The sequence below is a fragment of the Vibrio scophthalmi genome (assembly GCF_040869025.1).
In the GTDB taxonomy this organism is placed as follows: Bacteria; Pseudomonadota; Gammaproteobacteria; order Enterobacterales; family Vibrionaceae; genus Vibrio; species Vibrio scophthalmi.
Genome location: NZ_CP134271.1, coordinates 677,211 through 701,589 on the forward strand (window position 1 = coordinate 677,211; position 24,379 = coordinate 701,589).

At 46.4% G+C, this 24,379-nt stretch carries 19 protein-coding genes; 3 read left to right on the forward strand and 16 right to left on the reverse strand.

The window, feature by feature from the left end:
• Nucleotides 1-67 precede the first annotated feature (67 nt).
• Nucleotides 68-1,531 carry an IMP dehydrogenase gene (gene guaB / locus RJD38_RS02995; RefSeq protein WP_005594225.1) on the reverse strand — a complete coding sequence of 488 codons (1,464 nt, stop codon included), beginning with the start codon at nucleotides 1,529-1,531 and terminating at the stop codon, nucleotides 68-70.
• A 233-nt stretch (nucleotides 1,532-1,764) separates the two neighbouring features.
• Between guaB and xseA the strand changes: the two genes are divergently transcribed.
• Nucleotides 1,765-3,096 (forward strand): exodeoxyribonuclease VII large subunit, encoded by a 1,332-nt coding sequence (gene xseA, locus RJD38_RS03000; protein WP_065545097.1) that lies wholly within the window; start codon nucleotides 1,765-1,767, stop codon nucleotides 3,094-3,096.
• A 140-nt stretch (nucleotides 3,097-3,236) separates the two neighbouring features.
• On the opposite strand, the gene RJD38_RS03005 is transcribed toward xseA, so the two are convergent.
• The 13 genes from RJD38_RS03005 to RJD38_RS03065 all read right to left on the reverse strand — a co-directional run bounded on the left by RJD38_RS03005 (nucleotide 3,237) and on the right by RJD38_RS03065 (nucleotide 16,404).
• A complete protein-coding gene (locus RJD38_RS03005; protein ID WP_005594222.1) occupies nucleotides 3,237-3,467 on the reverse strand; it encodes a zinc ribbon domain-containing protein in 231 nt (76 codons plus the stop codon).
• A 304-nt stretch (nucleotides 3,468-3,771) separates the two neighbouring features.
• A complete protein-coding gene (locus RJD38_RS03010; protein WP_065545096.1) occupies nucleotides 3,772-4,677 on the reverse strand; it encodes a metal-dependent hydrolase in 906 nt (301 codons plus the stop codon).
• Between the two features lie 98 nt (nucleotides 4,678-4,775).
• Nucleotides 4,776-6,269, reverse strand: coding sequence for a ribosome biogenesis GTPase Der (gene der, locus RJD38_RS03015; RefSeq protein ID WP_005594220.1), 1,494 nt, complete (start codon nucleotides 6,267-6,269; stop codon nucleotides 4,776-4,778).
• Nucleotides 6,270-6,455: 186 nt separating this feature from the next.
• Entirely contained in the window at nucleotides 6,456-7,616 is a 1,161-nt protein-coding gene (bamB, locus tag RJD38_RS03020) for an outer membrane protein assembly factor BamB (protein ID WP_065545095.1), read from the reverse strand.
• Nucleotides 7,617-7,627: 11 nt separating this feature from the next.
• Nucleotides 7,628-8,242: a YfgM family protein gene (locus RJD38_RS03025; protein WP_005594217.1), complete on the reverse strand. Its 615-nt coding sequence runs from the start codon at nucleotides 8,240-8,242 to the stop codon at nucleotides 7,628-7,630.
• Nucleotides 8,243-8,346: 104 nt separating this feature from the next.
• Entirely contained in the window at nucleotides 8,347-9,615 is a 1,269-nt protein-coding gene (gene hisS / locus RJD38_RS03030) for a histidine--tRNA ligase (protein ID WP_065545094.1), read from the reverse strand.
• Nucleotides 9,616-9,650: 35 nt separating this feature from the next.
• Nucleotides 9,651-10,769, reverse strand: a complete 1,119-nt coding sequence (gene ispG / locus RJD38_RS03035) for a flavodoxin-dependent (E)-4-hydroxy-3-methylbut-2-enyl-diphosphate synthase (RefSeq protein ID WP_005594214.1) — start codon at nucleotides 10,767-10,769, stop codon at nucleotides 9,651-9,653.
• Nucleotides 10,770-10,777: 8 nt separating this feature from the next.
• Entirely contained in the window at nucleotides 10,778-11,734 is a 957-nt protein-coding gene (rodZ, locus tag RJD38_RS03040) for a cytoskeleton protein RodZ (protein WP_009386278.1), read from the reverse strand.
• A 432-nt stretch (nucleotides 11,735-12,166) separates the two neighbouring features.
• On the reverse strand, nucleotides 12,167-13,291 hold the full coding sequence (locus RJD38_RS03045) for a bifunctional tRNA (adenosine(37)-C2)-methyltransferase TrmG/ribosomal RNA large subunit methyltransferase RlmN (RefSeq protein ID WP_005594211.1): 1,125 nt from the start codon (nucleotides 13,289-13,291) through the stop codon (nucleotides 12,167-12,169).
• A gap of 133 nt (nucleotides 13,292-13,424) precedes the next feature.
• Nucleotides 13,425-13,868 carry a cysteine desulfurase sulfur acceptor subunit CsdE gene (csdE, locus tag RJD38_RS03050; RefSeq protein WP_005594209.1) on the reverse strand — a complete coding sequence of 148 codons (444 nt, stop codon included), beginning with the start codon at nucleotides 13,866-13,868 and terminating at the stop codon, nucleotides 13,425-13,427.
• 10 nt (nucleotides 13,869-13,878) lie between these two features.
• On the reverse strand, nucleotides 13,879-14,688 hold the full coding sequence (gene tcdA / locus RJD38_RS03055) for a tRNA cyclic N6-threonylcarbamoyladenosine(37) synthase TcdA (RefSeq protein WP_005594207.1): 810 nt from the start codon (nucleotides 14,686-14,688) through the stop codon (nucleotides 13,879-13,881).
• Nucleotides 14,689-14,791: 103 nt separating this feature from the next.
• Nucleotides 14,792-15,892, reverse strand: a complete 1,101-nt coding sequence (gene mltA / locus RJD38_RS03060) for a murein transglycosylase A (RefSeq protein ID WP_005594206.1) — start codon at nucleotides 15,890-15,892, stop codon at nucleotides 14,792-14,794.
• An 89-nt stretch (nucleotides 15,893-15,981) separates the two neighbouring features.
• Nucleotides 15,982-16,404 (reverse strand): DUF2850 domain-containing protein, encoded by a 423-nt coding sequence (locus tag RJD38_RS03065; RefSeq protein WP_009386279.1) that lies wholly within the window; start codon nucleotides 16,402-16,404, stop codon nucleotides 15,982-15,984.
• Nucleotides 16,405-16,564: 160 nt separating this feature from the next.
• Here RJD38_RS03065 and argA point away from each other — a divergent pair, with 160 nt between their 5' ends.
• Together argA and RJD38_RS03075 are read left to right on the forward strand one after the other, a co-directional pair.
• Entirely contained in the window at nucleotides 16,565-17,902 is a 1,338-nt protein-coding gene (argA, locus tag RJD38_RS03070; RefSeq protein WP_065430785.1) for an amino-acid N-acetyltransferase, read from the forward strand.
• Between the two features lie 245 nt (nucleotides 17,903-18,147).
• Nucleotides 18,148-18,336, forward strand: a complete 189-nt coding sequence (locus tag RJD38_RS03075) for a hypothetical protein (RefSeq protein WP_005594202.1) — start codon at nucleotides 18,148-18,150, stop codon at nucleotides 18,334-18,336.
• A gap of 45 nt (nucleotides 18,337-18,381) precedes the next feature.
• Here RJD38_RS03075 and recD read toward each other — a convergent pair whose 3' ends face one another.
• Complete coding sequence (recD, locus tag RJD38_RS03080) at nucleotides 18,382-20,496, reverse strand: exodeoxyribonuclease V subunit alpha (protein ID WP_005594200.1); 2,115 nt, start codon at nucleotides 20,494-20,496, stop codon at nucleotides 18,382-18,384.
• Complete coding sequence (recB, locus tag RJD38_RS03085) at nucleotides 20,493-24,113, reverse strand: exodeoxyribonuclease V subunit beta (RefSeq protein WP_065431120.1); 3,621 nt, start codon at nucleotides 24,111-24,113, stop codon at nucleotides 20,493-20,495. The genes recD and recB overlap by 4 nt, the downstream gene beginning before the upstream one ends.
• Between the last annotated feature and the right edge of the window lie 266 nt (nucleotides 24,114-24,379).

The window sequence follows — 24,379 nt, forward strand, 5'->3', positions numbered from 1 at the left end:
ACCCGCCTCACATTAATGCTTCAAGGAAAAAGCAAACGTTTACGTAAGATAAATTCTATCGAAAGAATTAACCTCGACGGTAGTTTGGCGCTTCCTTAGTGATCTGAACATCGTGTACGTGAGATTCAGCCATACCTGCACCTGAGATACGAACAAATTCTGCTTTAGTACGCATTGCTTCGATCGTTGCTGAGCCAGTTAGACCCATGCTTGAACGTAGACCACCCATTTGTTGGTGAACGATCTCTTTCAAGTGACCTTTGTATGCGATACGACCTTCGATACCTTCTGGAACTAGCTTGTCTGCTGCGTTATCAGATTGGAAGTAACGATCTGAAGAACCTTGTGACATCGCGCCTAGTGAACCCATGCCGCGGTAAGATTTGTATGAACGACCGTTGTAAAGAATCACTTCACCCGGTGCTTCTTCAGTACCTGCGAACATTGAGCCAACCATTACACATGATGCGCCCGCTGCGATTGCTTTACAGATATCACCAGAGAAACGGATGCCGCCATCAGCGATAACTGGGATGCCGTATTCATTCGCCACTTCTGCTGCATCAGCAATAGCGGTAACTTGAGGAACACCTACGCCCGTTACGATACGAGTAGTACAGATTGAACCTGGGCCAATGCCCACTTTCACTGCGCTTACACCCGCTTCAATCAGTGCTTTAGCACCAGCACCTGTTGCAACGTTACCGCCGATGATGTCTAGATCTGGGAATGCAGCGCGAGTTTCGCGGATACGATTTAGAACACCTTCTGAGTGACCATGAGATGAGTCGATAAGTAGAACGTCAACACCCGCTTCAACCAATGCTTGAACACGTTCTTCGTTACCTGCGCCTGCGCCAACTGCAGCACCTACACGTAGACGACCTTGCGCATCTTTACATGCATTCGGCTTAGTTTCTGCTTTGTGGAAGTCTTTTGCGGTGATCATACCGGTTAGTTGGAACTCGTCGTTCACGACCAATACTTTTTCAACACGAGCGCTGTGCATTTTCTCTTGAACTTCTTCACGAGATGCACCTTCTTTAACAGAAGCTAGACGCTCTTTCGGTGTCATTACTACATTTACTTTCTTACTTAAGTCAGTAACAAAGCGCACATCACGACCAGTGATGATACCAACAAGCTCGTTGCTCTCAGTAACAACAGGGAAACCGGCAAAACCGTGTTTTCTTGTTAATTCAACCACATCAGCAATTGTTGCATCTGGGTGTACCGTTACAGGGTGAGTAACAACGCCCGCTTCGAAGATTTTCACTTGGTGAACCATCTCAGCTTGTTGCTCGATAGACATGTTCTTGTGAATAAAACCAATACCGCCTTCTTGCGCTAGGGCAATCGCTAGGCGAGCTTCTGTTACTGTGTCCATAGACGCAGAAATCATTGGGATATTCAGAGAAATGTTTTTCGTTAGCTGAGTGCGAAGATCAGCTGTGTTTGGGAGAACAGTGGAGTGAGCTGGCACGAGTAGTACGTCATCGAATGTCAGCGCTTCTTTGGCAATTCTTAGCATTTGCAATATCTCACAATTAGAGGAGTAAAAAAAACAATCCAGTCTCATCGTTTCGCATAATGAGGGCAATTCGTCAGGGTGACTCGTTGCATTTGGATTAGATATTGCGGTGGGATTATACGGTTAACGCATACGCTTGACCACTAATTTTTTTAATTTTTTTCTTGCATTTACCCCCTTGCTATGTATTATATTGCCGCTAACTTCCATACCCACGCCCACGGAATTTAGCTGTGTCATCTCTGACCAATCAAAACATCTTCACTGTTTCTCGTCTAAATGCCGAAGTTCGCTTATTACTCGAAAATGAAATGGGAATTGTCTGGTTAGTTGGCGAGATTTCCAACTTCTCTGCACCTGTCTCTGGCCACTGGTATCTCACACTTAAAGATTCCCGCGCCCAAGTAAAATGCGCCATGTTCCGTGGCAACAATCGTCATGTCAGTTTCAAGCCTACCAATGGCAATCAAGTTTTAGTTAAAGCTCGTCTCTCTCTGTATGAACCGCGTGGTGATTATCAATTAATCATCGAAAGCATGCAGCCTGAAGGTGACGGTCGCTTACAACAACAGTTTGAAGAACTGAAGATGAAGTTGGCCAGTGAAGGATTGTTTGCCCAAACCAGCAAGCAAATCTTACCTGAGCACCCTAAGTGCGTTGGCGTTATCACCTCGAAAACAGGCGCAGCCCTATTCGACATCTTAGATGTATTAAAGCGTCGCGACCCTTCTCTACCCGTGGTTATTTACCCAACCATGGTACAAGGCGAAGAAGCGGCGATTCAGATCGCCCAAGCGATTGGCCGTGCTAATGCCCGTAACGAGTGTGATGTCTTGATCGTGGGTCGTGGTGGCGGCTCATTAGAAGATCTGTGGTGCTTTAACAATGAAATCGTTGCCCGTACGATCGCGGCGAGTCAGATCCCGATCATCAGTGCCGTTGGTCATGAGATCGATGTAACGATCGCAGACTTTGTCGCCGATATGCGTGCCCCTACCCCTTCAGCTGCTGCTGAATTGGTTAGCCGTGATAATAGCCACAAAGCACAAGGCATCGCCGGACGTGAGCAAAAGCTGTTTGGTGCATGGCGCTACTATCTGTCACAACAAAAGCAGCAAGTTAGCCGTCTTCAGCATCGTCTTGAAAGGCAACACCCTAGCCAGCAATTGCAGCGTCAGAGCCAACAGCTTGATGAACTTGATGGCCGTTTACAACGCGCAATGCAACGATTTACTGCTCTGCATCAGCAGAAAGTGGAACGACAATTACATCGCTTGCAACTGCATTCACCAGCGAAACGCTTAAGCTTACAACAAGCAACGCTCGCTCGTGTCGAACAGAAGTTGTTGGATGCTATGGATAGAAGACTGCTTAATACGCGTCATCAACTCGCTATTGCTGCCGAGAAGCTTGATACTGTCAGCCCTCTCGCAACCTTAAAGCGTGGCTATTCAATCACTCAAGACGCGCAAGGACAAGTGGTTCAATCTACTACCGATGTAAAAACGGGCGACACTCTGGTCACCCGTTTGGCTAATGGCGAAGTTCGTTCTACCGTAAATTAGTCTCTATCTAAATCGATGCTTGACCCTACTGGCTAATCGAAGCCAAATTTAGTTACTGATTTAAATCATGCCGCGACAACTTTGTCAGCGGCGATTAAATCAGCTCAAACTGTTCTCTGCTTACGCCGTTAACTTCTTTTCTACGCCTGCTTTTGAAACTCAAAACGAACGCGTGACTTTGATTTAAGTTCGTTGCAACTCTCACTGTGGCAAAAATAGTTCGCCGCCCCACACGCCTGCAGTTTCTCTAACTGACTGTCACAGTCAGGACAAAATGCTACTTTTTTGAAATCCACATCGCACTGCATGCAATGGTAGTGACCTTGCCATTGCAGCTCGTTGTCGCATTGTGGGCAATGATTTTCGTTCATGATACTGCTTCCTTGTTGATACTGATCGTATTGTGGATCGAGTGCGTATAGTCGGCTTTGATCTTCGTCACATCACACTATTACTGGCTTCTCGTTGACCAAAGAGCACGAATTCGGTCACGATGATCTTTATAAGATCATCGGCTAAATCCAAGTTGATCAGCGATCAACCCCAAAAAGAACATTTATATAACCACACACCGAAAGCATAAGTTACATATTCTGTATTTGCATTTCTGGCAATATAAAATTCTACTTACAGTTTTAAAGTCAACTTTTTTAGAATATTATAAAAGCATGGTGGTTATTTGTTCACTCTAATGACATCGGTCTGCATTTCAATGTAATTTGGCTGTGTTTCTCGTAACGTGACTTGCATGCTTCCCAGATCGATTAGGCTACTAATGTGACTTCCACCGCAAGGCATTGTGGCTTTATTGGTTTCGCCAAGATCACACTGCCAGTAGCGAGAGTCCGTTAAGTTTTGCCCATCGCAGATCATTTCAACGGCAGATGATAATCCAATCCAATCTCTAACTTGTTGATTAACAAGTTCTTCTATGGATTTTAGTTGTTCTACCATCTCTGCACTATTCAAGCCACGCTTACGTAATGTCTTACCTAGGCGGTAGCTATCGAGGCATCGATCCGGTGTGACAAAACTGGTTTCTTGCGCGTAGCTATTGAAATCGTTGTAGCCGTGCGGATCTTTACGGTCTGCCTCTTTACGCCAATAACCTTGAGTCGAAAGCACTTTGTTGAGTGCTAAGAATGCTAAATGTCCCGCGCTGTGACCGCGGCTCAAAGACTGCTGGTAAGCTTTATCGACTACCAAGGTCACTTTGTCATCAACATTGAGTGTGTATTCGTCGCTATCGTCTAAACAATGCACAACCACAAACACCCAGCCCGGTTCATTACGTTTTACGGTAATAGCCTTATCAACACACAACTGGCCGCTGCTCAGCTCTACCGCTCCAACAAGACAATCGACGATCGTTATTTGTTGCGATCCAATAGTGATAAAACCACGATCGGCAGGGTGATCAGGCCAAATATGGCTAACTGGATGAAATGGGGTTTGATCGGTAACGAGATACAGACGCTGATCCTCGCGTTCAACAAGTTGAACTGTCGCGTCTAACTGCCATGTTTGGTGGCAAAATTGTGTCATGGTTGCGGTTACAGGGGTCACTACTGATACGGTCATTACATTAAACGTCCTAACTGAGTTGCAAACAAAATGTGCAGGTATAAAAAAAGCGCCTCTATTGTAGGCGCTTTTCTATTTAAACGATCAAACGAGCGTTATTTTTTACGATTCTTAACCATGCTCATCATGCGTTTACGGTTACGCTCTTGAGATAGTGTCATCTTAGTTGTTTTGCCTTCGAACGGGTTTTCACTGTTCTGGAACTGAATACGGATCGGTGTACCCATGATCTCTAGCGATTTACGGTAGTAGTTCATCAAGAAACGCTTGTATGAATCAGGCAGTTCTTTCACTTGGTTACCGTGAATAACGATGATTGGTGGGTTGTAACCACCCGCGTGCGCGTATTTCAGTTTCACACGGCGACCACGTACCATTGGTGGTTGGTGATCATCGGTTGCGTTTTTCATGATACGCGTCAGAACAGAAGTACCTACACGTGTCGTTGCCGAGTTGTATGCTTCTTGTACTGATTCAAACAAGTGACCCACACCCGTGCCATGCAATGCAGAGATGAAGTGGATACGAGCAAAATCAACGAAACCTAAACGGCGATCAAGCTCTTTCTTCACTTGCTCTTTCACGTCGTTGTTTAGACCATCCCACTTGTTTACTGCAAGTACGATTGAACGACCAGAGTTTAGCGCAAAGCCTAGTAGGCTTAGATCTTGATCTGAAATGTTTTCACGCGCGTCGATAACCAATAGTACAACGTTGGCATCTTCAATCGCTTTCAATGTTTTAACAACTGAGAACTTCTCAACCGTCTCATTGATGTTTTTGCGACGACGAATACCTGCAGTATCGATCAATACGTATTCACGACCATCACGCTCCATTGGGATGTAGATAGAGTCACGAGTAGTACCAGGCATGTCATACACAACTACACGTTCTTCACCAAGAATACGGTTAGTTAGTGTTGATTTACCTACGTTTGGACGACCGATGATTGCCATTTTGATTGGCTGATCTTGTAGACGCTTGAATTCTTCTTCTGCTTCTTCTTCTGTGTAATCTAGCTTCTCTTCGTCTTCGTCGATGAAGTCAGTTAGGTCTTCGATTTCACCTTCGCCTTTTTGATCTTCGATCATTTTTTCAGCGAATGGATTCAAAGCAAGGTCAATTAGCTGACCAACGCCACGACCATGAGCCGCTGCGATTTGGTACATGTCACCCATGCCAAGCTGCCAGAAATCGGCGCTTGCTGCATCAGGGTCGATACCATCAACTTTGTTTACTACCAGCATCGCTGGTTTTTCAATCTTACGTAAATGCGCTGCAATTGCTTGGTCAGCTGGCGTTAAGCCCGCGCGACCATCAACAAGGAATAGCACCACGTCGGCTTCATCAATCGCGGCTAACGACTGTTGTGCCATTTTGGTTTCTACACCTTCTTCCGAGCCATCAATACCGCCGGTATCGATCACGATGAAATCATGCTCACCAAGCTTCGCTTGGCCATATTTACGGTCACGAGTTAAGCCAGGGAAGTCCGCTACAAGCGCATCACGCGTGCGAGTTAAGCGGTTAAACAACGTAGACTTACCTACGTTAGGACGCCCTACCAGAGCAACAACAGGAACCATAACAACCTCTACAATATTCTTTTCTTATGTAGTTATAGGTAACGACTGGCAACTTTGCTTATTGCCAAGTTCATTACCAAATAGTTACCTATAACCACAATTTCAGGATTAAACACTTGTTTTATATGAACAAAACGGCCCCTATCTGTCACCAGAAAGGAGCCGAATGTGAATTATATCACGAAATTATTGACTGATCGTTAGTTTCTTTACATCGCCATCGCGAGTGATAATTACGTAACCATCATCCAATTGCACTGGCGGTACAGCAAAGCCGCTGCTGTCCACTTCTTGTTGTGCAACAAACTCACCTGTTGAGCGGTCAAGCCAGTAAAGGTAGCCTTCACTGTCGCCAACTACGAGGTAGTTATCAATAATCTCTGGAGCGGTCACTAAGCGGTGTTCAAGCTGCTTATTGCTCCATAACTCCGTACCGCTGCGTGCATCAACAGCAACAATATGGTCTTTATCGGTCACTACGAACAAACTACGACCATCGCTGGTCAAATCCGTCGCCGATGAGTAACTGCGTTTCCAGGCCGGTTGGCCTGAGCGCAAATCAATCGCCGTTAGCTGACCATTGTAACCAACAATATATAGGGTGCTGCCAAGTACCACTGGAGAGGCATCAACATCAACGATGCGATCGATTTCTGTTGCCCCTTTTGGCGTACCAATCGGTTGTTGCCAAATCAGCTGACCACGTTGAACAATTGCCGCCGCAAGGCGACCATTGGCGGTACCCCAGAATACGCCACCAGAAACGGTCACAGGAGTACTATTACCACGTAGCGTTAGGTTAGGCACTTCGGTGCCGATGGCCCATTGTTGCTCACCAGTAACTTGGTTCAGCGCCAGCAAAAAGCCTTCGCTGGTATGAACAAGGACTAAGTTTTCATCCGTGACTGGCGCTGCTAACACTTCACCTTGAACACTGACGCGCCAAATAAGCTCGCCGGTCTCTTGGTTAAGCGCAATCACTTCGCCATTTTCACTGCCGATAAACAGTTTGTCGTAAGCTGCGGTAATGCCACCAGAAAAACGTGCAGGCACATCCTCTTCTAGCTCAGCTTGCCATAATGTTTCGCCACTTTCAGGATTGAGTGCTTTAACCACACCATCACGACTCGCAACAAACACTTTGCCATAAGCAAATTCAGGAGAGAGTTTCGAGAAGTATTGGTCAACACCATCTCCTACTGAAGCGCTCCACACTGAGGTTGGCGTAAACTCACTATCAACTTGCGGCACTGGTGCCATGATGATGGTGTCTTCTTCACTCGCACAACCGGCTAGCACACCGACAATCGCAACGGCAGTTAATGCCTTGTTCAGCATTTTCTTCATCCAAAAAGCCCTTACTTGGCGAGATCATCCAATTTCATTTTCAGCACTTCTGTTGCATCACCTGCTTGTTGAGCTTCGGTGTATGCAGCATACGCAGCTTCTTTGTCGCCTTTGCGCAGTAAGATGTCGCCTTTTAGTTCTTCAACACGACCTGTCCAACCAGCATCCGTGATGTTTGCTAGTTGAGCAATTGCGCTATCAAAATCACCTTGCTCTGCTTGTAAACGTGCAAGACGGAAGTTAATAACCGCAAGTAGTGCTTGGTCTTGAGTTGCGTCTTTTGCCCATTGTAGTTGGGTGATCGCCTCATCCAATTGGTTCGCTTCCACTTGTACTTTCGCTAACTGAAGCGCGGCAAGAATGCTGTATTCTGTTTTGCCATTCGCTTCAATAAAGGTTTGTACTTGTGTTTCAGCTTGAGCGCCGCTCGCCGCTAAGCTTTCCATTGCTTTAGTGTAGCTTTCAGAAGCCGCTTCTTGAGCCGCTAAAGTTGTATCTTGGTAATAGCGCCAGCCAAACAAACCACCTAGGCCAATAACCGCGCCAAAGATCACGGCTTTGCCGTTCTCTTTCCACCAATCTTTGATCGCTTCAACTTGTTGTTCTTCGGTATCGTAGAGTTCCACTTCCTGTCCTCTTAAACTTATGCCAATGCCATCAATAGGAGACGCGCGACATTAACATTTAAAAATGGCGACGTTGATCGCCACTTTGTTGAATATAAATTTGCTTAGATTAAATCAACCAATTTAGTGATAACTTCTGCTTGGGTGTAAGTTTCTTGTGTGCCGCCAACCAAGTCTTTCAATACCACTGTGTTGTCTGCTACTTCATTTTCACCTAGCACAAGTGCAACAATCGCACCCACTTTATCTGCACGTTTAAACTGCTTCTTAAAGTTGCCACCACCAAAGTGGTTCATTACACGTAGGCCTGGTACTTGTCCGCGTAGCTGTTCAGACAGCTTCATACCCGCCATCATAGTACCTTCACCAGCGGTAACCATGTAGACATCTACACTGCGACGTACATCAGTCAGCTCTAGTGTTTCAAGCATCAATACTAGACGCTCAAGACCCATAGCAAAGCCAACTGCTGGTGTTGCTTTTCCGCCTAGTTGTTCAACAAGACCATCGTAACGACCACCACCACAAACGGTGCCTTGAGAACCTAAGCTCTCAGTGATCCATTCAAATACTGTGCGGTTATAGTAATCAAGGCCACGAACTAAACGCTCGTTAACTTTGTATTCGATACCCGCAGCATCAAGAAGTTCACATAGACCTGCAAAGTGAGCTTTAGATTCTTCGCCTAAGTACTCAGAAAGACGAGGCGCATCACCTAAAATAGCCTGAACGTCAGGGTTTTTCGTATCCAGAACACGCAGTGGGTTCGTGTGCATGCGACGCTTACAATCTTCGTCGAGCACATCGATGTGTTGCTCAAGGAACGCCACCAATGCAGTACGGTACACTGCGCGATCTTCTTGAGAACCGATAGAGTTAAGCTCAAGACGAACATGTTCATTAATACCCAGATCACGCCATAGACGTGCTGTCATCATAATAAGTTCAGCATCAACATCTGGACCATTTAGGCCAAACACCTCAACACCACACTGGTGGAATTGACGGTAACGACCTTTCTGTGGACGCTCATGGCGGAACATAGGCCCCATGTACCACAGACGCTGTTCGTCACGGTTGATCAGGCTGTTTTGAATACATGCACGTACACAACCCGCAGTACCTTCAGGACGAAGTGTTAGGCTATCGCCGTTACGATCATCAAAGGTGTACATTTCTTTTGAAACGACGTCTGTCTCTTCACCAACCGCGCGGCTGAATAGGTTTGTCTCTTCAACGATTGGCATGCGCACTTCGTTATAACCGTATGCGCTAACTACGTTTTTCACTGTGTTTTCAAGTTTTTGCCACAGTGGTGATTGAGTTGGAAGGCAGTCGTTCATGCCTCGGATTGCTTGAATAGTTTTTGCCACAATAATTACCGTAATTTGTATTACTTCGTTGAGATTTAATCTTGTACTTTAATGTTGATGCGGTTGCTCTCGTCCATAAGTGCGGCTTTGGCGCGGATCTTCGCTTCCAAAGTGGCCACGAGGTCTTGGTTATCAAGACGCTCTTTCTGACGCTTACCATCTTCATAGAAGGCACTTTTGTTGCTGCTGCCCGCTAGACCAAGATGAGAAACTTCCGCTTCACCCGGACCGTTCACCACACAACCAATGATCGAAACGTCCATTGGCGTAATAATGTCTTCTAAGCGCTCTTCAAGCGCATTCACTGTATTAATCACATCAAATTCTTGACGTGAACAGCTTGGACAAGCAATAAAGTTGATACCACGTGAGCGGATGCGCAGTGATTTCAAAATATCGAAGCCCACTTTGATCTCTTCAACTGGGTTTGCTGCCAAAGAGATGCGTAACGTATCACCGATGCCTTCTGCCAACAGCATACCGAGACCAACGGATGACTTAACCGCCCCCGCTCGAGCGCCACCAGCTTCTGTAATACCTAAGTGCAGCGGTTGATCAATCTGCTTCGCTAGCAAACGATATGAATCGACGGCAAGGAAGACGTCTGATGCTTTCACGCTGACTTTGAATTGGTCGAAGTTAAGACGATCAAGGATATCAACATGACGCATGGCAGATTCAACCAAAGCTTCCGGTGTTGGCTCGCGATACTTCATCTGGATTTCTTTTTCCAGTGAACCACCGTTAACACCGATGCGAATTGGGATATTTTTATCACGAGCGCAATCAACTACCGCGCGAATACGCTCTTCGTTGCCGATATTGCCCGGGTTGATACGTAAACAGTCAACACCGTACTCTGCCACTTTTAAGGCAATGCGGTAATCAAAGTGAATATCTGCCACTAACGGCACATTCACTTGCTGTTTGATCAATTTGAATGCTTCAGCAGCATCCATCGTCGGGACTGAAACGCGTACGATATCCGCACCGACATTTTCCAACGCTCGAATTTGTGCAACAGTCGCTTCCACGTCTGTTGTTCTGGTGTTCGTCATTGATTGCACCGCAATCGGTGCGCCGTCACCAATAGGCACATCGCCCACGTAAATTCGAGTCGATGGGCGACGTTTGATAGGGGATTCGTATTGCATAATCGTGTCTAAGGTAAGGTGAATCTTGCTACTTTGCCTGCAGTATACCCAGAAAGGTCGACAGGTTCACTCGCTAATGTGATAGAAACGTTTTCCGGTGCGCCTAAAATAACTTTATAAGGCTTCTTACCTTCAACTTCTAATGTTTGTCCGGCTTTTTTGATGCCTGACGTCAATGTTTTGCCCGCAGCATCTTTCACTTGAACCCAGCAATCATCGCTAAAGTTCATTTGCATAAGGTTTGCGTTCACAGCAGCAGGCGTCGTTGTTTCGTTAACGCTTTCAGTTGCGGTAGCTTCATCTTCGACCTTCGCCTCTGAATCAGTGGTTGTATCGCCTGCGTCGTTCGCTGCCTCTGCTGAGTTTTCAATCGTTGAGGTCGCAAGCTCATCTGTTGCTGGCTCTAACTCATCGACCTGTGGTGCTTGTTCTTCTGCCGTTAATGCGTTTTCCGCTTCGGTCACCGATTGCATGCTGACTTCTGGCGCTGGTGCCACCACCGCCGGTTGCTCTTCAACTGCTATCTCAACCACATCTTTTTGTTGATTCTGCCACCACCAAACTGAAGAGATGGCAACGATGACCGCCAAGATACCCCAAGTGAGTGCCATGATACGGCTGTCATGTTTTTCACGATTAGTCTTACGCGAGAAACTTTTCATGGTTTGTTCTTGTGGCTGAGTGCCCATTCGCTCGTCGAGAGCGGCTAACACGACCGCTTCATCGATGCCAACAATTTTGGCATAAGAACGTAAGTAACCACGCGTGAAAGTGGCGACTTGATCCGCCTCAAACTGGTTACTTTCAATTTGTTCGATAAGCGTAAGACGCAAACGCAAACGGTCAGCGACTTGCTTCTTTGATAGGCCTAGCTCTTCACGTTTCTGTTTAAGAATGGTGCCCGCTTCTACTAGGATGGTATCTACATTGTCGTCTGTAACTGGGGTTGGTTGATCCGTGTTCATATTATCAATTTCTCTGGTTTACGTTGGGTGCACCATTTTTATTATTTTTCGTTAGTGGTGAGTGGTACCCAATGTCATTTAATTCGTTTATATATCTACCGATTTAAGGCATCTTTTTAGCAAGATAGTTCAGTCACTATGTCGGTAAATCTCGTCTTCTTGCCCTCAACCGCATTTGGGTAAATGAACAAACTCACTCAACAGGCAATGCGGCTATGAGTATGACTGTTAATTCTAATAGATATCAGGCATGAAACAACACAACTAAGATAGATAAATTACAGCAAGCTCAAGGTTTTTCTAAAAATTGACATTCTAAGTGACTAAAAAGGTAACAAACTTCGACAAATATCGCCTTACGTAGATTATTTTCCTTTTTTCAGAAAACAAAAAAGCCAGAGCGATGCTCTGGCTTTTTCAAATTTGACTCAATTATAGCGCTTTGATGTCGATACTTTCGCCTTTAGCAGCTTTTGCTATCGCAGTACGTTTTGTACGGTCGATAACGTCACCCACTAGCTGGCCACATGCGGCATCAATATCATCGCCACGGGTTTTACGAGTCGTCACGGTGTGCTCGTATTGCATCAAGGTTTTTTGGAAACGGTCGATGCGTGAGTTGCTTGGCTTTTTGTATGGTGAACCTGGGTACGGGTTAAACGGAATCAGGTTGATCTTACAAGGTGTATCCTTCATCAACTCTGCCAGTTCATGGGCGTGTTCAGTACCATCGTTAATATGGTCAAGCAAAACATACTCTACCGTCACTCGGCCACGGTTGGCATTTGATGATGCGATATAACGACGTACTGACGCGAGGAACTCTTGAATATCCCAACGGTCATTGATTGGCATGATTTCGCTACGTAGCTTATCGTTTGGCGCGTGTAGTGAGATCGCAAGTGCCACGTCAATTTTGCCGGTCATTTGGTCAAGACCCGATACAACACCTGATGTTGATACCGTAACGCGACGCTTAGACAAACCAAAACCAAGATCGTCCAACATGATTTCCAGTGCTGGAATCAAGTTTTTCATGTTCAGTAGCGGCTCACCCATACCCATCATTACCACGTTGGTAATTGGACGGCGACCCGTTTCTTTTTGCAGACCGATTTCACGCGCTGCACGCCATACCTGACCGATGATTTCCGATACTTTCAGGTTGCGGTTAAAGCCTTGTTGAGCAGTTGAACAGAATTTACATTCCAGTGCACAACCTACCTGAGAAGAAACACATAGTGTTGCGCGGTCATCTTCAGGGATGTATACGGTTTCAACGTCTTGATCACCCACGCGCATTGCCCATTTAATGGTGCCATCCGATGAGTGTTGAGCTTCTGAAACAACCGGTGCTTTAATTTCGCAGCGTTGTTTTAGTTTCTCACGTAATACTTTGTTGATGTTGTTCATGTTGTCGAAATCGTCAACACCAAAATGGTAGATCCACTTCATCACCTGTTCGGCGCGGAATGCTTTTTCATTTAATTCTTCAGCAAAGAATGTACGCAATCCTTGGCGATCGAAATCGAGCAGGTTGATTTTTTCAGAGGTCATGGTGTCTCTCAAGCAACGGAACAATTATTTAGGGCGCGGATTTTACAGCCTTTAGCCAGTGACAACAAGTGTGACAAGCGTCTGTTTTTGCTAAGGCATTAAAATAGCAGTGATTAAACTTTAACCAGCCGGATTAACCGGCCGATTGTTTTATCTGTTCAACAATAGCCTTTAAGCCATTGCCGCGAGATGGGCTTAGGTGGGCAATTAAACCCAATTGGTCGAAGTAAGCATCAATATCAAACGCTTGAATTTGAGCACTGTTTTTGCCATTAAATGCCGCTAACACTAAGGCAATCAGGCCGCGTACAATGCGGGCATCTGAATCGGCACAAAAGTACCATACGCCATCAACTTGCTCGCTCACCAGCCAAACTTGGCTTTCACAACCTGAGACGGTGACTTGCTCTGATTTTAGCTCTTCTGGCATCACTGGTAGCTTTTTGCCCCACTGAATCACCTGACGATAACGATCTTCCCAACCACGAAAGTTCTGCATCACTTGTGCAATTTGCTCCGCCGTAATGTTCTCAGCAGTGGAACTATTGCCAAAAGGGCATGAAGGAAACGATGACATAACCACTCTCCTACTTCGCGTGTTTCTGGATCAGTTTTTCAATAATGCGTGACACGGCAACAAAGCCGAATGTCGCCGTCACCACCGTCGCCGCGCCAAAGCCGCTAGCACAATCCATACGTTTTGGACCTTCCGCGGTCGCTTTCACACCACACACTGAGCCGTCGGCTTGTGGGTATTTCAGCTGTTCGGTTGAAAATACGCAGTCGATGTTGAATTTACGCTGCGGATTCTTCGGAAAATTATGATGACGACGCAAGGTGTCTTTGATTTTTTTCGCCAACGGATCTTGGATAGTTTTGGTTAAATCGGCAATTTTGATTTGCGTCGGATCGGTTTGACCACCCGCACCACCCGTGGTGATGACCTTGATTTTATTGCTACGGCAGTAAGCCAACAGTGACGCTTTCGCTTTGACACTATCAATTGCATCCAGCACATAGTCGTACTCTTTCGTGAGGTACTCATGCTGATTATCCGGGGTAATGAAATCATCGATAAGGTTGATCTTACACTCTGGGTTGATCAACTTAACGCGTTCAGCCATCACTTCAATTTTGCTTTGTCCTACCGTACCACTCATCGCATGGATTTGACGGTTGATATTGGTCACGCACACGTCGTCCATATCAATCAGTGTCAACTCACCCACACCACTGCGCGCTAAGGCTTCTACAGCCCACGAACCAACACCACCAATACCAATCACACACACGTGTGCAGCTCGGAGGATCTCCACTTCGCTGTTGCCATATAAACGACGAGTACCACCAAAACGCTGGTTGTAGTTATCTGAAGCTGGAGTGTCTAATTCACGCATAACGCAAAGCCTGTAAATCGGTTACAAAAACAAAGAGTGCGTTTTATACGCACTCTTTATTGAAATGTCTATAGTCGTCCGAAATGACGCTAATAGGTATTGATTAGTTTAGTTTCTCAGGCGGCATAGCCCAAGGCGCTTGGGTTGCAGAACCTTCTAAACCCAACTTCCAAACACGACCAAAGTGTTTGTAATGACCCGCTTCTGTGCCAGCACGAGCCCCCATACCATGGTACAAATCAAGATGGTTTTGTTTCACCGCACCACCAGTGTCTAATACGATGAGCAAACGAAGTTGATGTGCCCCACTCCACGTTCCATCAGCATTTAACAGTGGTACTTCAGCCAGCAGCGGCGTACCCATTGGCAAAATAGAGCGGTCACCCGCTACCGACGCCATTGGTAGTAGTGGAATACCGGCAGACCCCGTTACTGGAGCATCTGCTCGCGGAGCAAAAAAGACATACGATGGGTTTTGCTCTAACAGTTCACGTACGGTCGCTTCATCATTGGCAAGCACCCAATCTTTGATCGCTTTCATCGACATTTTTTCACGCGATACTTCGCCGCGCTCAATGAGAACACGGCCAATACTGACGTAGGCTTTGTTGTTTTTGCCACCATAAGCGAAGTATTCCAATGAATCGTCGTCTTCAAAGTGAACAAAGCCACTGCCTTGTACTTCCATTAAAAATGGGTCGATTCGGTTAGCGGCATAGCCAAGCTCTAACCCCTGACCATCGAGCGCACCGGCGTTAATTTCCGCACGAGTTGGGCAATCAGCGGCACAGGCTGGTTTGGCATAAACAGGGAATTTGAATTGTTCATTCGCTTGATGGCGCAGTTCCATCACTGGTGAAAAGTAACCGGTAAACAGCACGTTGCCCTTTTTGTCACCACCGCCTAATTGCGCGGTTTGAATATCAAAATTGGCCAACTCATTCGGGTTACCACTTTCTAATACCCACTCATTGAGCTTTTCATACAGCGGTTGATAAATCTTGGCCATTGACGGTGATTTTTCGACTACTTGCTCCGCTTGCTTATGAAATTCAGTAAAATCACGGCTACTGTTTGACTGCACTGAATCAACGCGATTAAGCGTGGTTTTAAATTCGCCATCGCGGTATTGCTGAGCAAGTTCGGTTGGCTGAGCGCAGCCAAATAGCAACGAGGCCGTTGCTAAGAAAAGGTATTTTTTCATTACGAATAAGAGTCCATTAACGCCAAGTCCTGAGCATGACAAACTCTTACTAGCTGAGTCAACGCAAGGATCGTTAATGAGTGTGAATTTTAAAGAGTTTTGACATAAACCGGCTGATAAGCCACCTTGGTGTCCAGCTTCATTGAACTAAAGTTACCAAGGCCAAAGCGAAAAACCCGCTCCTCAGTGCCATGTTGATAGCGGAATGTCTCGCCATCAAAACTGAATTTTGTGCTTACGACGCCCCCGTTCACGGTCACGCCTGACTGATTAATCACGATATTCTCAGCTAGGTACGGAGCGACGTTATCTTCTACCCAGGTGCCATAAATAAGCGTAGGGGGGTGCGATACTTGCTGATATTTGTTATTGAGCCACAAGCCACCTTGAACAATCCCATAGGCACATATCAATGCAACCACCAAAGCTGCGACATTCATCCATTTACGAGGAAAGAAACGGCCACTTTGAGCTTGTTTAGCTGTTATATTATTTTTGACGCTAATATTCATAAACCAATGACCTAATGGGGAAAATTATTCTATAGCATGCTCTTTTCATGCTCACAATCTCACAAAAGTGTTTATTGGGTCTCTATTCCAAAAAACCGCTTGCCTAATTGAGAATAAATTTGCACTATAATCACATATAAATTCACAGATGGATTGTAATGTGAAAATACGTAGCACCGCATTAGTTAAAGGATTTCGCCAATCAACACCTTATGTCAATGCTCACCGAGGGAAAACCATGGTGGTCATGCTGGGTGGTGAAGCGTTTGCTGATGATAACTTTAAAAATATTATCAGTGACTTAGCCTTACTCCACAGTTTGGGAGTTAAGATCGTTTTGGTGCATGGTGCGCGACCACAAATCAACGCTATTTTAGCCAAAAATCAAATCACCAACGACTACCATAAAGGCGTTCGCATCACTGATGAAACCAGTTTGTCGCTAGTTATGCAGGCTGCGGGGCAATTACAGCTTGCGATTACCGCCCAGCTCTCGATGAGCTTGAGCAACACGCCGATGGCCGGGACACAACTCAATGTGGTTAGCGGAAACTTTGTTATCGCTCAACCTCTTGGCGTGGATGATGGCGTCGATTACTGCCACAGTGGTCGCATTCGTCGTATCGATATTCAGGGCATCAACCGTATGCTCGATCAAGGTTCGATTGTACTGCTTGGACCTATCGCTAGCTCTGTGACTGGCGAGTCATTCAATCTACTTTCTGAAGAAGTCGCCACCCAAGTCGCGATCCGTTTAAATGCTGACAAGCTGATTGGCTTTTGTTCTGAGCAAGGCATCATCGATGAAAATGGTTCTGTCGTGGCAGAGCTTGTGCCGCGAGAAGCAGAAAGTGTGTTAGCGAAATTAGAAACCGATGTTGACTATTCTCACGACAGCGCCTCAGGGACACTGCGTTTTCTTCGCGCAGCCATTACCGCCTGCCGAGCCGGTGTGCCACGTAGCCACCTTGTTAGCTACAAAGAAGATGGCGCGTTAATCCAAGAACTGTTCTCTATTGATGGTATTGGTACTCAGGTTGTTTATGCCAGCTCTGAACGCGTGCGCGTTGCCAACATTGATGATATCGGCGGCATCCTCGATTTAATTCGCCCACTGGAAGAGCAAGGCATTCTCGTGCGCCGTTCGCGTGAGCAGTTGGAGCAAGAAATTCATCAATTCACCATCATTGAAAAAGATGGCCTGATTATCGGCTGTGCTGCCCTGTATCCTTATCTTGATGACAGCATGGCAGAAATGGCTTGTGTGGCAATCCATAAAGATTATCGCGATGGTAACCGTGGCTTGATTTTACTCAATTATATGAAGCAGCAGTGCCGCCAAGAAGGGATTAATCAGTTGTTTGTGTTAACCACACACAGTCTGCATTGGTTTAGGGAGCAAGGTTTCTATGAGGTCGGGGTGGAGCAATTGCCATCACAAAAGCAAAACCTCTATAACTACCAAAGAAACTCAAAAATATTGGCCACTCGTACCTAGAATTAAACTCTGAACTAACTTATTAAAAATTAAGCAAAAACAGTTCAATATTTAATAAAAATGGCCACTTTCCGTGTCCATTGTTGGTTTTTTGTCTCAAATATAAGCTTTATTTCATATTCTTTGTTGGTTACTATTTGCCCGTATCACATTACTTCGCACTATTGATTGGATTCAATTTCAACTAGCTTGCTAGACCGCACGGATTGCTTTGGTAGATATCAACGTCAACTAAGAGCATCAATATGAAAACTATAATTTGTAATTCTCTACAGAGCTTCTGGGACATGGCAGAAAACGAACTGCTGATCGGCCTTGATGTGCACTGTGTGTTTCCCACCTCAGATCGACTAAAGAAATTTATTCTCGACTATCAACAAAAGTACCAAATACGCAGTATCTCTTTTACCGCCGCTTTTAGCTCGGTTAACTAACTTTATTCACTGCGACACCAAGGATGGTGACGAAATCTCCGCTCATTAACCTTTTAATCTCATCACCAAACCACTTGCACGCTCTGTCATCACTTTAATCCCTCGTTTAACCACCTCTGGCTGTGCATACAATGCCAATCGTTTTTTGGCGCGAGTAATGCCGGTATAAATCAACTCACGAGTTAAAATAGGGCTAAAATCTTTTGGCAGAATCATTACGGTAAATTCAAATTCGCTGCCTTGTGACTTATGTACCGTCATCGCATAAGCGGTTTGATGCTCTGGTACGCGGCTTGGCAACACCGATTTGACGCTGCCATCTGGTAATTCAAAAAACACTTTTAAGCGCGGTTCTGCAAGTGAATCATCCAGCATACAGATGCCAATATCACCGTTATACAAGCCTAGTGCATGATCATTACGAGTGATCATCACCGGACGACCGTGATACCAAAGTTCATCTTGAGTTTGGATGCGTTTTCGCGCCACCAGCGCGCGCTCAACACGGTGATTTAAACCACTCACGCCAAAGTCCCCTTCACGCATCGCACACAATAAGCGACAGCGCGCAAAAGCATCTAACCCTGCTTTGGCTTGTTGGGTAATACTTTCTATTTCACCACTGTCAGGATGAACTAAGCGTTGGGCAATACGTTTAAGATAGTGGCTGTATTCCGCCACCATGGTTTGGATTAGCTGATTGTAGTGCTGCATATCAAGCGGGAACTGTTCGATATCGTCAAAACCGCGCTGCCATACCGCATCTAATTGATAGGCCGATCCGGAGTTGACCGCTTTTGCCAACTGACCAATGCCTGAACGCGCATCGAAGCGATAGCTTTTTTGTAGCATACACAAGCTATCCCCAACTCGACTGCCTTTGTTATTTTGATTGGCTGTCGCTAAGGTCGTATAACCGGATAATTGTGCGATCAATTCACCTTGTGCACTGCTGTAACCAGAATGATAGAAAGAACAGATATCGCCGAGTACCGCCCCCGCTTCGACTGAGGCAAGCTGATCTTTATCGCCCAATAAAATCAAACGGGCATGTTTTGGCAAAGCATCCACTACCTTGTACATCATCGGTAAATCGACCATCGAGGCTTCATCCACCACTAAGATATCAAGATGTAACGGGTTCGCTTGGTTGTGACGAAATTCAGCGCTGTTTGGCAATGCGCCCAACAATCGATGTAAGGTGCTGGATTCGGTTGGGATCGCGGCTTTCAGCTCTGGGCTAACCGGCAGTTGGTCGACCGCTTTACCAATTGATTCGGTCAAGCGCGCCGCTGCTTTACCCGTCGGTGCCACCAGCTTAATCGTTGGGGTGTGACCACTCTGTTCAGCCTGCTCAATCAGGGCTGCCAGCAGTTTAGTTACCGTGGTCGTTTTACCAGTACCAGGGCCTCCCGATATCACCGCAAAACGCTTAGTGAGTGCAATCGCCGCCGCCACTTTCTGCCAGTTAACACACGCCGCCTGAGGAACAAGTTGCTCTAGTGGCGCAAGCTGTTCGGCACGTGTGGCTTGCAACAACACTTGATCAATTGCGCTCCAATCCAGTTGGCTTTCATCGACCACATCAAGGTGATCGCACACCATTTGCTGGCGCTGCACCTGATTTAATCCACTCGAACGCGATAAGGCGGAAAACAAGAAATGGTCACTGCGCGCAAACAAGTGATCGAGCAATTTGGCGAGTTTTTGTACTTCGGTAGGCTTTAGGATCATGGCAACCCCAAAGCTGGTTAGCTTCTCTGCCAACGTCACTTCATAGTGCCAATAACGGTGTAGATATAACCTTTCACCATCAAACACCAAAGGCAATGGATCAGCATTGTGTGCGACTGGCTTGCTCACCCATGGCGACTGTTGCAGCAACGCTGCCCAATCAATGGATAAGAGTTGTTGGTTTAATGCTAATGCCGCCTCGCCATATAAGCCTATTTTAGCGGCAAGATCGACCGCTTGCCCTTGCATATCATGCAGTGGCAAACAGATGTGGCCTTTGCCTAGCTCACTGCTGAGCACACCCGCGATAAACGCAAGTTCAACATGCTGAGATTTGGCCGCAATAAAGCGCGCAAATTGATAATCAAGCTGACGAATTGAGCCCTTTTCGGCTAAGCGCTTGAGAGTTAGCATTAATCCACTCATAGACCTAACTCCATTTGCCCTGCCGCGTTGTCGCGTCTTTCCACTATCTCGCCATCAATCAATTTATCTAACTCAGTTAAAAATTCAAAACTTGGTTTTGCGGAGAAAATGCCGTGTTGACCTTCGCCATCCATACCACGCAAAAACAGATAATAGACACCACCAAAATGGCGCTGATAATCATAATCCGCTACTCGACTACGTAAAAAACGATGCAGTGCCAACGCGTAAATTTGGTATTGCAGATCGTAACGGTGATCCGCCATCGCTTGGCGTAAAGCATCACCATGATAATCGGCAATCTCATCGCCTAAATGGTTCGATTTCCAGTCCAGTACGTAGTATTTACCTTGGTGCTCAAACACTAAGTCGATAAAACCTTTCAACATCCCCTGCACGGTTTGGAAGCCGAGATCGCCCGCTTTAGCTGACAATGGATCGTTACGTTGAATCACCCGGTTGAGTTCTGCCGAAGCCAATACTTCAATCGGCAGTAAGAATTCCATTTCCACCAAACGCTGCGCGGGTCCTTTTTGATTGAGGCGCAGATCTTTACCGTCCAATGGGGTCGCTAATACGGTATCAGCCAGTTGTTGCAAGATTGGCAGCCACTCTAATTCGAGCTGTTCACTCTCCATCAGTGCCATTATTTTGGCTTGGTTCTCTTCACTGTTCGCAGGCAAAGTAAACTCCACCTCTTCAAACAGCGTGTGCAAAAATGTGCCCGGACGTGCACCGCGAGGGAAGGTAAAGATTGAACGTTCAGGTTCAACTAACTCTTGTTCATCTTGCTCACCGGAGGAGTCAACATCGAGTCTTAATAGCTCACTAGAGGTGTCATCATGGTGGTGAGAGCCTTGTTTTACTAAACCAGAGTAACTGGTGATGCGCCAAGCACGATCAATCGCTTGGCTGAGTGTTTTGGCATGTAAGGTATGTTCAATTTCATCATCAGTCACAAAGGTTTGCTGATGCGATTCGGGTAATCCTTGCAGTGCAACGCACGATAATCCTTTGGTTTGCAGCTCAATCGCTTGGGTAAGATCATTCACGCCACCTGCTTGGCCATTTTGCAATAAATAGCCCATGGCACTGTGATGCACACCCGTTGGTTCTTTGGTTGAACGGCCATTACGTAGCGGCGCAGCACCAATAAAACAGCCGTAAACGGCACGGGTTAACGCTACGTAGATCAAACGCAAGTCTTCCGCGAGACGCTCTTTATCCGCTTGCGCTAACGCGGCTTTATCTTGGTTGATATCCAAAATGGTGCGATCGCTTTCGGCGTCGTAATATTTGGCTTCACTCGCTTCGCGATAGCTCAATACAAACGGCAAAAAGACCAAGTCATATTCCAAACCTTTCGATTTATGGATAGTGACGATCTGCACCAAATTACGCTCAGATTCCAAACGCTGAATTTGGTCTTCGCTACCACCAAGGCCATTTTGCGCATCGCTAATCGCTTGTGCGAGCCAACGCAGCAAACCATGATCACTGTCGAGTTCACCACTGGCTTGCTGTAATAACTCACCTAAATGCATCAAATCAGTCAGGTTACGCTCGCCACTTTCCTCTTCTAGTAAACGCTCAGCGACATGACGCTTACTCATGACCGCGCGCAGCATCGGTAACACGCCACGTTGTAACCATAACTTGCGGTACTCTTTGTATTCATTCACCGCGTTTTCCCAAGCGGTTTCATCGTTGTTGAGCGCATCTAAACTGCCCGCATCGAGAGCGAACAATTCTGACGCCAAGCTGGCGCGCAGTGCACGATCGTTTTCTGGGGTTAAGACCGCTTGCAGCAGGCGCTGTACATCTTGCGCTACCGCCGAACTAAATACGCTGTCACGGTTAGAGAGATAAACGCTGGCAATGCCTTGTTTAGCAAGCGCCTCTTTAACCATGCGGCCTTCATTACCGGTGCGCACCAATACAGCAATATCGCCGGCTTGAATCGCCTTATCACCTTTATCACTGCTAAAATGCGCTTGTTGCTGCTGTGAAGCGCTTAAAATGGTCTGAATTTGATCGGCTGTGGCTTGCGACATCGCTTTAAGATATTCACCTTTAGCCAGTGGCTTTTCTTCCGCTTCTTGTAACCAATAGGTCAACGCGGGTTGAGTTTTTCCGCTTAGTGACCACGCACGTTTATCAGCACTTGGACTAGCCGCAACGGGAAGAAAAGGAATGTCTTGATCGTAGATAAAGGCGCTATCTGGCAAGGCAAACACTTGGTTTACTGCCGCGACCATATCAGCACTCGAACGCCAGTTAGTACCCAGAGTGAAATGCGAGGAAACCTGATTACGCGCTTTGATGTAGGTAAAAATATCCGCACCACGGAAGCCGTAAATCGCCTGCTTAGGATCGCCGATCATAAATAAACCGCACTCAGGATGAGAGAGATAAATTCGGCTGAAAATGCTGTATTGCAGAGGATCGGTATCTTGGAATTCATCGATCATCGCCACCGGATATAAACTACGAATACGCTCAGCTAATGCACCGAGTTCATCAGCGTCCATCGCGGCAGATAAGTTGGTCAGCAGATCATCAAACGATAACCACTGCTTTTGCTGTTTCGCTTTCGCTAAGCTAACACGACAATGCTCAATCGCATGGGCCAATAGTGGCGCTTTTAAGCTGATCGGCTGGCTAATAAAAGCTTCAACTTGAGCAAAGACAACATGCTCAGGCGCTTTGCCTTTGGGAGTTTTCTCAATCAACACATTTTGCGCAAAGCGCTCTAGCTGCTCAGGAAACTCGTAACCGTTGGTCTCACTACTTGCCCAAGCGCCGACGGCCTCTAACCAAGTTGGCAGGGACTTTTTGGTGTAGCTGCGTTTGTTGATATCAGACTCACTAATCAACGCTAGGAAGTCATCGCTACTTTCTCGCCATTGCGCTTTTAGCTGATCAATTTTAGCCAGATTCTGCTGATGTAATTCACTCAAGTCACCTTGCATCGCCGCCACCGAGAGTTGCAGGGGCGCCCCCGTTAAGTAACGAGAAACATCACCTAACAAAGCGGCTGGCGAACTCCAAATTGAACGTACTTCACCCGCCAGTTTTAGTGGCAATGGGTAGAAGTTACGACGCCAATAGTCCGCAACGACTTGCGCTTTAAGATGGCTTTCATCGGTGACAAATTCGTTGTTAAAACGACTGCCTGATTCAAAGGCATTTTGCGTGAGCATGCGCTGACAGAAACCGTGAATGGTATACACCGCCGCTTCGTCCATTTGTCGTTCAGCTTGCAGCAAGATCATCGCCGCTTGTTTATGGTCATCAATCTCTGCGAGTAAAGGTTTGATCACGGGATCACTGCTTTCACCGCGAGCAAAGGCTAATCGCGCATCATGAATACGCGCGCGAATACGATCGCGCAACTCAGCGGTTGCTGCTTCAGTAAAGGTCACCACCAAAATTTGATCGACCGTTAATGGCGTTTGATGACGACTCTCGCCACTTCCGTGCCCTAACAATAAACGCAAATAGAGCCCGGCAATGGTGAAGGTTTTCCCCGTCCCCGCCGAAGCTTCGATAAGTCGCGCACCATGCAACGGAAATGTCATGGTATCTAGTGAGGTGACAACTGAACACGATGTCATAACAATCAAACCTTTATGTAACTTCTGAATCAATTCATTCACACCTTCGAGTGTGACCTAGCCTTGATATTGAGTGTTTAACTGCCGCTAAATCTAAAGTGGCAGATTTAATGGGAGCGCTCTCACAGAACCTCCCCCAGTTAAGCTTTACTATCCGCGCCACGTGTTGAGCAAGTTATCAACTTCGCTGCAACCCACCGAATAATGGTCCCTCTGACCACTGGCCGCACAGCGAACGCCCTACACATTAATAACGATTTACTGGC